The following is a 12,677-nucleotide window of genomic DNA, read 5'->3' as shown; positions in this document are numbered from 1 at the left end:
CCGTACGGGTGGGGATCAGGGGGCGGGGATCAGCAGCTCAGGTTCGAGCCGGTGGTGGTGCCGAGGATCTGGGTGAACTGCGTGAACTTGTTGATCCGGCTCTGGACCTGCGCCGGGTTGCCCCCGTTGCACTCGATGGAGCCGTTGATCGAGCGGATCGTCTCACCGAAGCCGGCGCCGTTGACGATGGCGTTGTGCGCCGTCATGGTGCCGGGTCCGTTCTGCGTGTTCCAGTACCAGAGGCCGGTCCGCCAGGCCACGGAGGCGTTCTGCTCGACCAGGTGGGGGTTGGCCAGCAGGTTGATGCCGAGCGCGTCCCCGGCGGCCTTGTAGTTGAAGTTCCAGCTCAGCTGGATCGGACCGCGGCCGTAGTACGCGGCCTGGCCGGCGGGGCAGCCGTAAGGCTGGCTGGTGTCGCAGTAGTGCGGGTAGTTGGCCTCGTTGACTTCCTTGATGTGCACCAGCCCGCCGGTCTCGTGGCTGACGTTGGCGAGGAACGCGGCCGCCTCCCGCTTCTTCACCGCGTCGCTGCCGGAGTTGGCGAAGGCCGGGTAGGAGCTGAGGGCGGCGGTGAGGCCGCTGTAGGTGTAGAAGGAGTTCCGGTTCGGGAACATCTGGTTGAACTGGGCCTCGCTGACGACGAAGCCGTTGTTCTGGCCCCCGTCTCCGCCGCCGCCGGTGCCGCAGGCGCCGTTGTCGGCCCAGACGTCAGAGGAGCCCGGCCGCTCGTTCTGGGTCCACCACTTGGCGGTGTAGTTGCGTCCGCTGTACGAGGCGGTCTGGCCGCCCGTGTAGACGGACGAGGAGTTCCAGGCGGTGACGCAGGTGGCGGCCTGCGCGGTGGCCGCAGGGAGGACGACGAGCGCCGCGACGACCGCGGCGAGCGCGACCAGCAGGCTGAGGACACGTCTGATCACGTGAGCACACTCCTTTAGACGCGGCGCGACGTCCGGCCGTGCGCCGCCGTGGGGGTGCCGACACTCAAGCGATGATGGTCTGGACCTGTCAAGGTCTAGACCAGGCTCCGTGAATATGCCGCGTACCCCTGTTCGGCCCGCAGCCTCCCGTGACAACGATGCCATCAGGCCCCTCAACTGCCGTGATGCCGCTGGGAGTCGGTCCAGGTCGCCCTGTGAACAGGGCTGGAGCAGAAGGTAAAAGATTCGGGCGTGTCCAGCATGCGGAACACGCACCTCGCCGGAGGGCCACGGGTTTGAAAGCCGCCGCTCACTCGTTGGTGAGTTCCGCCGCCCCCGGCACCGGCCCCCGGCAAGACTCGGCAGCGCGGCACGAACGCGGCGCCGGCCGGGCCCGTCGGCGGCTCCGGACACACTGCGGCTGGGGGATGGCGTGGAACGAACGACGGACACACGCGAGGGCGTCGGCGGACCGGGCGAGCAGGCGGTGCTGCTGGCGGCGGGCCTCGCGGACCTGGCCGTGACCACGGTGGGCGCGGCCTTCACCTCCGTACGCGGGCTGCTGCGGCGGTCCGACACGGCCGAGCTGGCGGCCGGGGCCGAGCAGGACCTGATCGCGCGCGGCCGCCTCGTACTCGACCGGTACGCGACCGCGCCCCCGGCTCACCTGGAGGTGCTCGCCCGCCATGTGATCGCCCGGGGCGACGGTGACGGCGGCCGTGACGGTGACCGTGCCTGAGGGGTGGGAGCCGGGCTCCTTCAAGGCCCGGGTGGATCAGGTGCTCCACCGCTTCGCCGCCGGGGAGGCCGGTCAACTCACCGCGGTCGACAGCTCCCTGGGCCCGGTGGCGGACGCGGTGGAGACGGCCGTGGCGGACGGCAAACGGCTGCGGGCGGCCTTCTGCTACTGGGGCTGGCGCGCGGCCGGGCAGCCCGACAGCGACGCCCTGCTGCGGGCGGCGGCCTCGATGGAGCTGGTGCACGCGGCGGCCGTCGTCCACGACGACCTGGTCGACGACAGCCCGCTGCGGCACGGGCGGCCCACCGCACACCTGGCCCTGCGCGCGGCGGTGCGGGACCACCCCGAACCCGACGCGGCCGCCCGCTCGTTGGCCATGCTCGCCGGGGATCTGCTGATGTCGATGGCCGGGCAGCTCTTCGTGACCAGCGGCCTGCCCGCCGCCTATCTCGGCCGGGCCCGCCCGCTCTGGGCCGCGCTGGCACGGGAGCTGGTGGCGGGCGAGTGCCTGGAGATCCTGCACACCGGGGCCGCCGCCCCCGATACGGCGATCTCGCTCAAGGTCGTCCGCTACAAGACCGCCAAGTACACGGTGGAGCAGCCCCTGTTGATCGGCGCGCTGCTCGGCGGAGCCGGGGAGCGGCTGCGCGCGGGCTGCTCCGCGTACGGGCTGCCGCTGGGCGAGGCGTTCCAGCTGCGGGACGACCTCCTGGGCCTGTTCGGGGACCCCGCTCTCACCGGCAAGGACGCCTCCGACGACGTGACCGGCCACCGGCCGACCGCCCTGCTCGCGGAGACCTGGCGGCTGGCCGGGGAGGAGGACCGCGCCCGCCTCCGCGCCCTGCTCGCCCCCGGCCACGGGGCCCCGCCCGCCGACGTCTCCGGCACAGCCGACGCCGTACGCGACGTGATGCGCCGCCTGAAGTCCCCCGACCGCATCGAGGCCATGATCACCGGCCGGGTCGAGGAGGCCCTGCGCGCCCTCGAAGAGCTGGACCTGCCCGGCCCCGCCGCCAGCGCGCTCACCGGCCTCGCGCACTCGGCGGCCGTCCGCCGTTCCTGACGCCTCCCCTCCGCGAACCCACCAGAAAGGCCGTGCCCCGCCATGAGCTACACCCCCGCGTCGCTGGACGCCCTCCGCCGAAGCGGCGACGAACTCGCCGACGCCACGGTCGCCACCCTCTTCGAACGCGGCCAGGTCGGCACGTTCAACACCCTGATGCGGTACGTCTCCACCGCCGGGGCCCCGCTCCCCGAGGGCCTGCCGGACGTGGCCCGGGAGTACCTGAACGCCACCGCCGCGCCGCCGTCCTGGGTGGACTGGGGCGAGATGGAGAAGGCCCGGCTGTTCTTCATCGACAACAACGTGCACATCTCCACCGCCCTCTCCTTCGCCTCCATGCCCGCCTGTTACGTCGTCCCGCACGTGGCGAAGCTGCTGTCGGCGACGCACGGGCTGAACTACCCGTCCAAGCGGATGGCGGAGACGGGCCAGTTCACCGTCTACCTGATGCAGCCCGACGCCTTCGAGGCCGGCAGCCGCTTCATCCCCGCCGCGCAGAAGGTCCGGCTCCTGCACGCCTCCATCCGCCACCACCTGCGCCGCGAGGGCGTCTGGGACACGGAGGGCGCCGGGGTGCCGATCTGCCAGGAGGACATGATCGGCGGGCAGATGTTCTTCTCGATGCTGGTTCTGGACAGCCTGCACCGGCTCGGCATCCACATGTCCGAGGAGGGCGCGGACGCCTACTACTACGCGTGGCGGGTGGTCGGCGCCATGCTGGGCGTCGACCAGGACGCCGTACCCAAGTCCCTCGACCAGGCACGCGAGTTCCTCGACCTCTACATGATCCGGCACATGGGCCCGTCCCCCGAGGGCGCGCTGCTGACCCGGCAGCTCATCGACCTCTACGAGGAGGTCGTCCCCGGCACCTTCTTCGACCCGATCGTCTCCGCCCTCATCCGCCACCTCGTCGGCGACACCTGCGCGGACTGGCTGGAGGTGCCCCGTACGCCCTGGGACACCGTCGCCAAGGCCGTCCCGCACCTGCTCGGCGTCCTGGAGACCATCGAGGACCGCTCCCCCCTGGGCGCCTGGGCCCTGGACCGGATCGGCCACCTCACCACCGTGCTGGAGCTGTCCTCCCTGACCCGGGGGCGCGTCATGCACTACGCCGTCCCCGAGCACCTCAAGAAGGAGTACGGCGTCCCGTCCGGGCCCGCCCGGACCGGCCGCTGGAGCCCTCCGGCGGCGACCGTGCCCGGGCCCGGATAGTCCCGCCGAACCGGGGCGAGGGCTTCAAGCTGGTGGTGCTGCCCGCCGCCGACTCCCTGGCCCCCCAGCTTCCTCGGCTGTCTGAGCCGGGGACGCGGCCAGGACGTCATCCACATCCACGGCCACCTGCCGTGCGCGACGCCGAAGGGGCCGCGGGTCTGCGGGCGGGGACTGACCGGGCCGCCCGCCTACGCCGAGGGCCCCGGACCGATGAGGCGATGAGGGTCCGGGGCCCTGCGCGTACTCCCGTGGTGCTTACAGGAACGAGTTGATCTGGATCGTCTCGGTCCGGCCGGGGCCGACGCCGATGGCGGAGATCGGGGCGCCCGACATCTCCTCCAGCGCCTTCACGTACGCCTTCGCGTTCTTCGGCAGGTCGTCGAAGGTCTGGGCCTTGGTGATGTCCTCGGACCAGCCCGGCAGGTTCTCGTAGATCGGCTTCGCGTGGTGGAAGTCGGTCTGGTTGTACGGGAGTTCCTCGACGCGCTTGCCGTCGATCTCGTACGCCACGCAGACCGGGATCTGCTCCCAGCCGGTGAGGACGTCGAGCTTGGTGAGGAAGAAGTCGGTCAGGCCGTTGACCCGGGTCGCGTACCGCGCGATCGGGGCGTCGAACCAGCCGCAGCGGCGGTCACGGCCGGTGGTGACACCGCGCTCGCCGCCGATGCGCCGCAGCGCCTCGCCGTCCTCGTCGTGCAGCTCCGTCGGGAACGGACCGGCGCCGACACGCGTCGTATAGGCCTTGAGGATGCCGATCACGCGGCTGATCTTCGTCGGGCCGACACCGGCACCGGTGCAGGCGCCGCCCGCCGTCGGGTTCGACGAGGTGACGAAGGGATACGTGCCGTGGTCGACGTCGAGCAGCGTGCCCTGGCCGCCCTCGAAGAGCACGACCTTGCCCTCGTCGATGGCATCGTTCAGGATCAGGGTCGTGTCGGCGACGAACGGCTTGATCTGCTCCGCGTACTGGAGCATGTCCTCGACGACCTTGCCGGCCTCGATGGCCCGGCGGTTGAAGACCTTGGCCAGGAGCTGGTTCTTCTGCTCCAGGGCGGCCTCCACCTTCTGCACCAGGATCGACTCGTCGTAGAGGTCCTGGACGCGGATCCCCACCCGGTTGATCTTGTCGGCGTACGTCGGACCGATACCCCGGCCCGTCGTGCCGATCTTGCGCTTCCCGAGGAAGCGCTCGGTCACCTTGTCGAGCGTGACGTTGTAGGGAGTGATCAAATGAGCGTTGCCGCTGATCAGAAGCTTGGACGTGTCGACGCCTCGCTCGTTCAGACCGCTCAGCTCGGAGAGCAGGACCGCCGGGTCGACCACGACACCGTTCCCGATGACCGGGGTACAGCCCGGCGACAGGATTCCGGAGGGGAGGAGATGCAGTGCGTACTTCTGGTCGCCCACGACGACCGTGTGACCGGCGTTGTTCCCGCCTTGGTATCGCACGACATAGTCCACGGATCCACCGAGGAGATCGGTGGCCTTCCCCTTGCCCTCGTCACCCCACTGAGCACCGAGCAGCACAAGTGCGGGCACAGGCGTACACCCCTTCCGGGCGGGGCATGTCCAAGGTCAGGGGGCGTACGTAAAGGTCGTACCTGCCGCACGACGATGTACGGCAAAGCCTGAGCCGTCGAACCGGGTGCCCCGGAATAGACGAAGCCCCTGGCGCAATAGCGCAAGGGGCTCTTGCACCAAGATGCTACCCGAGGAAGGACCGAGGTGTCGGCTGCAGAGCCCCCCGGCGACGGCGACGACCAGCTTCTGGTGGTCATCGACCCGGTCGCCCGCCGGACCGACGGCGAGTCCGTCCGTATCGCGAAGGACGTGCTGAGCGCCGGCTCACACGCCAAGATCTGCCTTCCGGACACTCTGGAGGAGTTCGCCCGGGCCCTGTCCCGGCGGGGTTCGCGCCGCCCGGTGGTGGTCGGCGACGACTCCGCGCTGCTGCGTGCCGTGGCCCAGCTCCACCGGGAACGGGAGCTCGCCGGGGGTGTCCTCTCCCTCATCCCCGTGGGGGCCGCGCACGCCCTGGAGGTGGCCCATGCGCTCGGCGTGCCCCGGGGCGCGGTGGCGGCCGCCCGGACGGCGCTGGACGGGGCGGTGCGGCGCCTGGACCTGCTGGTGGACGACAGCGACGGCGTGGTGCTCGGCCGGCTGCGCATCCCCGCCCCCACGCCGGCGCCCGGTGCGGGGGCCCCGCACGCGGGCGTCACGGCCGTCTGGGACACCTGCCGCTCCCTGATGACGTCCCTGGTCCGCCCGGCGGCTCCGGGCGCCGCCACAGGGCCCCCGGGGACGTACCGGCTGCGGGTCGAGGCGGACGGGGTGCTGCTGAGCGACCTGGACGTGCCGGTGCGGGGCGTCTCGGTGCTCTCCCAGGGTGCCGGGGGCCTGGCGGACGTGGTCGTGCGCACCTCGGACGGCGAGGACGTCGCGGCGGAGGCCAAGGCCGTCACCGTCTCGGGCGCGGACTTCCGCTACCGGGCCGACATACAGACCGGGGGGCCGGTCCGGACCCGTACGTGGACCGTGCGGGCGGGCGCCTGGGGGCTGATGCTGCCGGTCCCGGCGAGCGGGGGCGGCGCGACGGGAGGACGCTAGAGGGGTACGTGCGGGATACGTACGGGAATCGGCCGCGGAGGTGACCGTCATGACCAGCACCACCATGCCCCGAGTCGCTGTCGGATGGCACGTCGAGATCGAATTCGAGGAGGACTCGCACCGCACCCGCGCGGCGGCGCTCGTCCGCCTCTCCGACGGAACCGAGGTACGCGCCCACGGCTACGCCAGCCGCCACCCCTCGGACGAGGACCAGCAGCGGGTCGGCGAGGAGATCGCGGGGGCCAGGGCGCTCAACGAACTGGCGATGAAGCTTTTGACCAAGGCACACGACGAGATCGACGAGGCGTCGGGCCGGACGTCGTACCCGTTGACGTAGGGGCATATCCAGCCCCTCCGGCGTTTGAGGAGCGGGGGCTCGGGGGCAGCGCCCCCGGGGCCTGAGGAACCGTGCCCCACCCCACCGCGTCCCCCCGCACATGGAGACCCGACAAGACGCCGTCACCGGCACCATCGGCTGCGCGGCCGCCGCGTTCGGCGCTCTCGCGGGCATCGCGGTCTGGCTCCCGTACGGCAGACGCGGCCTCTCCGGCGCTTTCGAGGGCGCGACCGCCCCGGTGGTCCTCCTGCTGGGCGTGCTCGTCATGGTCCTCGGCGGGGCGACCGCCGCCCTGGCCGTCTTCGCCCTCGTACGCCGCCGCCGACGCCCCGCACTCGGACTGCTCACGGCCCTCGTGGCCATCGCCGCCTTCGGGTACGCCTTCGACGTCCTGGCCGCCCCCCAGGCACTCCGGGACTGCGGCTCACCCTGCTGACCGGGCCCGCGGCGCCCTACACCTCCACCACCAGCTCCTTCAGCCCCCGGATCACATACCCCGGCTGCCACTCCGGCTCCGCCACCATCCGCATCGCGGGCGCCTTCCGCAGCAACTCGCCGAAGGACGCCGCCAGTTCGAGTCGCGCCAGCGGAGCGCCCAGGCAGTAGTGGATGCCCGCGCCGAGCGAGACGTGCTGGTTGTCCGGCCGGGTCAGGTCCAGCCTCTCCGGGTCCGTGAACCGCTCCGGGTCCCGGTTGGCCGAGCCGAACAGCAGCGCCACCTCCGCCCCGCGCCCGATCACCTGGCCGTCGACCTCGATGTCGTCCAGCACCCACCGCTCGAACAGCTGCAACGGGGTGTCGTAGCGCAGGAGTTCCTCCACAGCCGTCGGCAGCGACGCGGGCGCGGCACGCAGGGCGGCGAGCTGCTCCGGGTGGTGGAAGAGCGTGCGCCAGCCGTTGACCGTGGTGTTCACCGTCGCCTCGTGGCCCGCGTTCAGCAGCAGCACACACGTGGAGACCATCTCCTGCTCGGTCAGCCGCTCCCCCTCGTCGTGGGCGGCGATGAGCGCCGAGATCAGGTCGTCGCCGGGAGCGGTCCGCCGCTCGGCGATGAGCCCGCGCAGGTAGGCGGAGAACTCCTCCGACGCCCGGACGGCCGCCTCCGCCGTCTCCTCGGAGGGGTTCAGCTCGTACATCCCGCAGATCGCCGCCGACCAGGGCCGCAGCGGCCCCCGGTCCTCCTCCGGCACGCCCAGCATCTCCGCGATCACGGCGACCGGCAGGGGTTCGGCGACCTCCGCCAGCAGGTCGCCGCCGCCCTTGGCCACGAACGCGTCGACCAGCCCGGCCGCCAGCCGTCGTACGGTCGGGGCGAGGTCCTCGACCGTACGCGGGGTGAACGCCTTGGAGACGAGCCGCCGGATGCGGGGGTGGTCGGGGGCCTCCAGGTCGAGCAGCCCCTGCCCGTTGAGCGTGGTGAACGGCTCGTGCGCGGCGGGCGGCGGCGTGCGGCCGAACTCCTCGTGGGTGAAGCGGTGCAGATACGTACGGCCCAGCCGCCGGTCGCGCAGCAGGGCCGATACGTCGGAGTGGTGCGGGATCAGCCACTGCCCGGTCGGCTCGAACCAGTGCGCCCGGCCGGCGGCGCGCAGGGCGGCGTAGGCGGGGTAGGGATCGGCGACGAACGCGGGCGACCAGGGATCGAAGGACACGTGCCGACGCTACCCGTGTCCGCCGCCACCGCAAGAGGCTCAGCCGGCGGACTTGGGGCGCCTACCCCGGCGTGACCAGTCGTGCCTCGTACGCGAACACCGCCGCCTGCGTCCGGTCGCGCAGGCCCAGCTTCACCAGGATCCGGCTCACATGCGTCTTGATCGTGGACTCGGCGACGATCAGGTGCGAGGCGATCTCCGCGTTGGAGAGCCCCTGCGCGATCAGGACGAGCACCTCCGTCTCGCGCTCGGTGAGGTCCCCGATCCGGGCGAGGGCGGGCGGCCTCGGGGCCTCCGCGAGCTTGGAGAACTCGGTGATCAGCCGCCGGGTGACGGTCGGCGCGAGCAGCGCCTCGCCCGAGGCCACCACCCGTACGCCGTCCGCGAGCTGCCGGGCCGAGGCGTCCTTGAGGAGGAAGCCCGAGGCGCCGGCCCGCAGCGCCTGGTACACGTATTCGTCCAGGTCGAAGGTCGTCAGGACCAGCACCTTGGCGTCCGCGTCCTGCGCGACGATCTCGCGGGTCGCCTCGATGCCGTTCATCTCGGGCATCCGGATGTCCATCAGGACGACGTCCGGGCGCAGGGCGGCGACCTGGGCGACGGCCTGGCGGCCGTCCACCGCCTCGCCCACGACAGTGATCCCGGGCATCGCGTTGAGCAGGACGGAGAAGCCCTCGCGGACCATCATCTGGTCGTCGACGATCAGGACCCGGATGTCGGTGCCCGCCCCTGCGGTGGTGCCTGTGCTGCTCATGCGCCGCCGTCCCGTTCGATGACGAGCGTCTCCGCCGCGGTGCCCCGGTCGTCCGGCTCGTCCGGCTCGCTCTCCGCCGGCGGCACGGGCAGGAACACCGCGACCTCGTACCCGCCGTCCTCCGTCGCCGCCGCCGTCATCGCGCCGTTCAGCATCGCCACCCGCTCCCGCATCCCGGTGATCCCGTGCCCGGCCCCCGGCGACGGCTTGACCAGGCCCCTCGGGGGTCCGTTGACGATCCGCAGCCCGATCCCGCCGAGCACGTAGGCGATCTCGACCCGGGCGGTGGCGCCGGGCGCGTGCCGCAGGGTGTTGCTGAGGGCCTCCTGGATGATCCGGTACGCCGACAGCTCGACGCCCTGGGGCAGCTCGCGGACGGCCCCGGTGATCACCTTCTCCGTCTCCAGGCCCGTCTCGCGGACGTTGTCCAGGAGCCCGTCGAGGACGGCGAGGGTGGGCTGCGGGGCGTCCGGGGCCTCGTAGTCCTCCGCCCGTACGACGCCGAGGACGCGGCGCAGCTCGGTGAGGGCGGCCACCGCGTTCTCCCGGATGGTGACGAAGGCCTGCTCCAGCTCGGGCGGCGGGTTCTCCACCCGGTAGGGGGCGGCCTCCGCCTGGATCGCGACGACCGACATGTGGTGCGCGACCACGTCGTGCAGCTCCCGGGCGATGGTGGTGCGCTCCTCCAGCAGCGTGCGCCGGTCGCGCTCCACGGCGGTGACGGTGCGCTGCACGGTGACCTCGCGCTCGGCCTCGCGGACCTCCTGCGCGGCGTCGCGCCGGATGTGGACCAGGGCGACGACGAGCAGAGCGAAGGCCGAGAGGACGGCCATGGGCGCGGTGACGGACGGGTCCCCGCCCTCCAGCAGCAGTCCGAACAGCAGGGTCACCGTCCACATCCAGGCCGCCGTACGGGGCCGGGTCCTGGCGGCCACGACCACCATGACCACCACCTGCGCGATGAAGGCGCTGGGCCCCCACAGCCCCTCGCTGCCCAGGATCGCGCAGAAGATCGTCGCGAGCATCGATCCCCAGAACGCGGCGACCGGCCTGACCAGGGTCATCGCGACCGCGACCGCGGGTACGAAGCCCATCAGGAACCGGTAGTGCCAGTTGGCCATTCCCGCCATCAGCACGATCAGGGCGGCGCCCAGCACCAGCGCGTGCGGGGTCCAGACGACGGCCCGCCGCAGCCCCTCGGGCAGGCGGCGTATGAACCGCCCCTCCGGTGAGAGGGGCGGCAGCGGGCGGTAGGCGAACACATGGCGGAAGAGGTCTTCCCGGAGGCCTTCCATCGCGCCTTCGGCCGCCCGGAGCTCCGGGCTACTGGTCTTCGTCTGGGTCTCGGTCACGTTTCCACGGTAGGCGGCGCCGGAGTACGGGTCGTCCCTATCGATGCTGATTCCGGGGCATCCCTCTCAAGGACTACGTGCCCTACCCGCGCCCCGGGGCGGCGCCCCCCGACGCCGCCCCGGCACGTTCCCCGGCCCCTTCCCCGGCCCCTACGGACGGAAGAATTCCGCGTTCTCCCCGGCCCACTGCGCGAACGTCCGGGCCGGCCGCCCGGTGACCTTCTCGACGGTGTCGATCACGGTCTTCCCCTCCGGCGGGGTGTCCCGGTAGACCCCGATCAGGAACGCGATGACGTCCTCGGGCATCCCCTTGGCCCGCCAGCCGGTGAGCGCCTCCTCCTCGGTGAGCTCGACCAGCCCGATCTCCTGGCCCCGCGCCGCCGCGACGGCCGCCACCTTGTCGCCGACGGTCAGCGCCTGCGGTCCGGTGATCAGGTACACCTGGCCGCCGTGGCCGTCCTCGGTGAGCGCCGTGGCCGCGACCGAGCCGATGTCGGACTCGTGGACCATCGCGCTCAGCCGGTCGACGAAGGGCTCGCGGACCACACCCTCGGCCTTGATGCCGGGCGCCCACTCCAGGGCGTTCGCCATGAACTCGACCGGCATGACGACGGTCCACGCCAGCCCGCTCTCCCGTACAGCGGTCTCCATCGGGGTGTCCCCGCCGCCGTTGAGCACGGTCACCCGGCGCACTCCCGCCGCGCGAGCCCGCTCCATGATGTCCTCGCCGGTCGTCAGGGGGGCGAAGAGACCGCCGTCGAAGGTGATCAGATGCAGCCCGGTCACGCCCTCCAGCACGCTCTCCAGCGACGCCGGGTCGGCGAGGTCCCCGCGGACGACGTCGACGTCCGCGGGGAACTCCGCCCGCGCCGGGTCGCGCGTCACGGCCCGGACGTGCTCACCGCGCTTCAACAACTGCTCGACCACTCGACGGCCGACCGTTCCCGTGGCTCCGGTCACCAGGATCGTCATTGCGGGTCTCCTTCGTTCGGTTCGGCATCAACCAACCTAGGAACCCTTGCGGTCAGCTTCTGTCCGCGACGAACGGTGGACTTCAGGCCTCACCACGCCAGCTGCGTGATCTCCTCGGCCACGATCGCGCAGGCGTCCGCGGCCGGGTCGATCAGCGGGAAGTGCCCGACGTCGCCGAGCAGCGTGAGCCCGACCATCTCGCCGGACTTCGCCGCCGCGTCGACGTACGCCTCCGAGACGGCCAGCGGGACGACGATGTCCTCCTCACCGTGCACGATCGCGGTGGCGATCCCGGTGGGCAGCAGGGCCACGGGGTCGGCGTGGGCCGATCGCTCCTCGAACACGGCTCCCCCGCCGATGAGTTGACTCACCGCACCCCCGCACACCCCCAGCTCCACCGCCGTGGCGAAGTCCGCGATCGGGGCCAGTGCGACGACCCCGCGCAGCGGCGGTGGGGCGGGCAGGCGCCAGGGCGAACCCTCGGGCAGCACATGGCGTGCCGCCGCCCAGAGCGCGAGGTGCCCGCCGGCGGAGTGGCCGGTGACCACGATCCGGCGGACGTCGGCCTCCGGCAGCTCCCGGGCGGCCAGGGCAGGCAGGGCGTCGAGCGCGGCGGCCACGTCGTCGAAGGTCTCCGGCCAGCGCCCCGCGACCGGGTCGGCACCAGGCACGTGACCGCCCTGGTCACCCTCCTCGCCGCCGCGCCGGTACTCCACGCTCGCCACGGCGAAGCCCCGCCGGGCCAGGAAGTCCGCGAGCGGGGAGACGTGCGCCCGGTCGTAGGGGGCCCGCCAGGCGCCGCCGTGCAACAGGACGACGAGGGGGGCGGCGGTGCGGCCGTCGCGCGGGGCGTAGAAGTCGATGACCTGGTCGGGGTGGTCGCCGTAGGCGGCGGTACGGTCGGGGGCGACCACCGGATGCGCGAGCGCCGATTCGGTCTCGGCGTCGTCCCGATCACGCGCGGCAGAATCCGACATGCTGCTCAACCGTCCTATGCCTGTGTCCTGTGGCTGTGTCAGGTGCCCAACTGGGTTGACCTGCGGGGACGGTACCAGTGATCGGCACCGCCCCC

13 protein-coding genes are annotated in these 12,677 nt (G+C 72.2%); 6 read left to right on the top strand and 7 right to left on the bottom strand.

All coding sequences use genetic code 11. The annotated features are described in order from the left end of the window. Positions 1-29 precede the first annotated feature (29 nt). Positions 30-917: a glycoside hydrolase family 19 protein gene (locus ABZ154_RS19265; protein WP_356834109.1), complete on the bottom strand. Its 888-nt coding sequence runs from the start codon at positions 915-917 to the stop codon at positions 30-32. 433 nt (positions 918-1,350) lie between these two features. Between ABZ154_RS19265 and ABZ154_RS19260 the strand changes: the two genes are divergently transcribed. The 3 genes from ABZ154_RS19260 to ABZ154_RS19250 are packed head-to-tail and all read left to right on the top strand — an operon-like array spanning position 1,351 to position 3,931. Then, entirely contained in the window at positions 1,351-1,656 is a 306-nt protein-coding gene (locus ABZ154_RS19260) for a hypothetical protein (RefSeq protein WP_356834107.1), read from the top strand. After that, entirely contained in the window at positions 1,643-2,719 is a 1,077-nt protein-coding gene (locus ABZ154_RS19255) for a polyprenyl synthetase family protein (protein WP_356834222.1), read from the top strand. Before ABZ154_RS19260 ends, ABZ154_RS19255 begins: the two co-directional genes overlap by 14 nt. Positions 2,720-2,761: 42 nt before the next feature. Beyond that, positions 2,762-3,931, top strand: coding sequence for an oxygenase MpaB family protein (locus ABZ154_RS19250; protein WP_356834105.1), 1,170 nt, complete (start codon positions 2,762-2,764; stop codon positions 3,929-3,931). A gap of 255 nt (positions 3,932-4,186) precedes the next feature. On the opposite strand, the gene ABZ154_RS19245 is transcribed toward ABZ154_RS19250, so the two are convergent. Beyond that, positions 4,187-5,470: an adenylosuccinate synthase gene (locus tag ABZ154_RS19245; RefSeq protein WP_030588646.1), complete on the bottom strand. Its 1,284-nt coding sequence runs from the start codon at positions 5,468-5,470 to the stop codon at positions 4,187-4,189. A gap of 186 nt (positions 5,471-5,656) precedes the next feature. Here ABZ154_RS19245 and ABZ154_RS19240 point away from each other — a divergent pair, with 186 nt between their 5' ends. The 3 genes from ABZ154_RS19240 to ABZ154_RS19230 all read left to right on the top strand — a co-directional run bounded on the left by ABZ154_RS19240 (position 5,657) and on the right by ABZ154_RS19230 (position 7,311). Then, complete coding sequence (locus ABZ154_RS19240; RefSeq protein WP_356834103.1) at positions 5,657-6,538, top strand: diacylglycerol kinase; 882 nt, start codon at positions 5,657-5,659, stop codon at positions 6,536-6,538. Positions 6,539-6,602: 64 nt separating this feature from the next. After that, complete coding sequence (locus tag ABZ154_RS19235; RefSeq protein ID WP_356834220.1) at positions 6,603-6,875, top strand: DUF1876 domain-containing protein; 273 nt, start codon at positions 6,603-6,605, stop codon at positions 6,873-6,875. 100 nt (positions 6,876-6,975) lie between these two features. After that, entirely contained in the window at positions 6,976-7,311 is a 336-nt protein-coding gene (locus ABZ154_RS19230; RefSeq protein WP_356834101.1) for a hypothetical protein, read from the top strand. Between the two features lie 16 nt (positions 7,312-7,327). On the opposite strand, the gene ABZ154_RS19225 is transcribed toward ABZ154_RS19230, so the two are convergent. From ABZ154_RS19225 to ABZ154_RS19205, 5 genes are all read right to left on the bottom strand, one after another. Continuing rightward, positions 7,328-8,527: a cytochrome P450 gene (locus ABZ154_RS19225; protein ID WP_356834099.1), complete on the bottom strand. Its 1,200-nt coding sequence runs from the start codon at positions 8,525-8,527 to the stop codon at positions 7,328-7,330. 61 nt (positions 8,528-8,588) lie between these two features. Next, positions 8,589-9,281: a response regulator transcription factor gene (locus tag ABZ154_RS19220; protein ID WP_356834097.1), complete on the bottom strand. Its 693-nt coding sequence runs from the start codon at positions 9,279-9,281 to the stop codon at positions 8,589-8,591. Then, a complete protein-coding gene (locus tag ABZ154_RS19215; RefSeq protein ID WP_356834095.1) occupies positions 9,278-10,633 on the bottom strand; it encodes a histidine kinase in 1,356 nt (451 codons plus the stop codon). Before ABZ154_RS19215 ends, ABZ154_RS19220 begins: the two co-directional genes overlap by 4 nt. Before the next feature lie 150 nt (positions 10,634-10,783). After that, positions 10,784-11,605 (bottom strand): NAD(P)H-binding protein, encoded by an 822-nt coding sequence (locus tag ABZ154_RS19210; RefSeq protein ID WP_356834093.1) that lies wholly within the window; start codon positions 11,603-11,605, stop codon positions 10,784-10,786. 89 nt (positions 11,606-11,694) lie between these two features. Further along, entirely contained in the window at positions 11,695-12,582 is an 888-nt protein-coding gene (locus ABZ154_RS19205; protein WP_356834091.1) for an alpha/beta hydrolase, read from the bottom strand. Positions 12,583-12,677: the final 95 nt, after the last annotated feature.

It is taken from the genome of Streptomyces sp. NPDC006261, from assembly GCF_040613515.1.
Lineage (GTDB): Bacteria > Actinomycetota > Actinomycetes > Streptomycetales > Streptomycetaceae > Streptomyces.
This window is presented reverse-complemented; position numbering and strand designations above follow the sequence as displayed.

Excerpts from the sequence above, each read along its gene's own strand:
- ABZ154_RS19235 (WP_356834220.1), top strand. The coding sequence starts at position 6,603 with ATGCCCCGAGTCGCTGTCGGATGGCACGTCGAGATCGAATTCGAGGAG.
- ABZ154_RS19210 (WP_356834093.1), bottom strand. The coding sequence starts at position 11,605 with ATGACGATCCTGGTGACCGGAGCCACGGGAACGGTCGGCCGTCGAGTG.
- ABZ154_RS19205 (WP_356834091.1), bottom strand. The coding sequence starts at position 12,582 with ATGTCGGATTCTGCCGCGCGTGATCGGGACGACGCCGAGACCGAATCG.
- ABZ154_RS19250 (WP_356834105.1), top strand. The coding sequence starts at position 2,762 with ATGAGCTACACCCCCGCGTCGCTGGACGCCCTCCGCCGAAGCGGCGAC.
- ABZ154_RS19230 (WP_356834101.1), top strand. The coding sequence starts at position 6,976 with ATGGAGACCCGACAAGACGCCGTCACCGGCACCATCGGCTGCGCGGCC.
- ABZ154_RS19220 (WP_356834097.1), bottom strand. The coding sequence starts at position 9,281 with ATGAGCAGCACAGGCACCACCGCAGGGGCGGGCACCGACATCCGGGTC.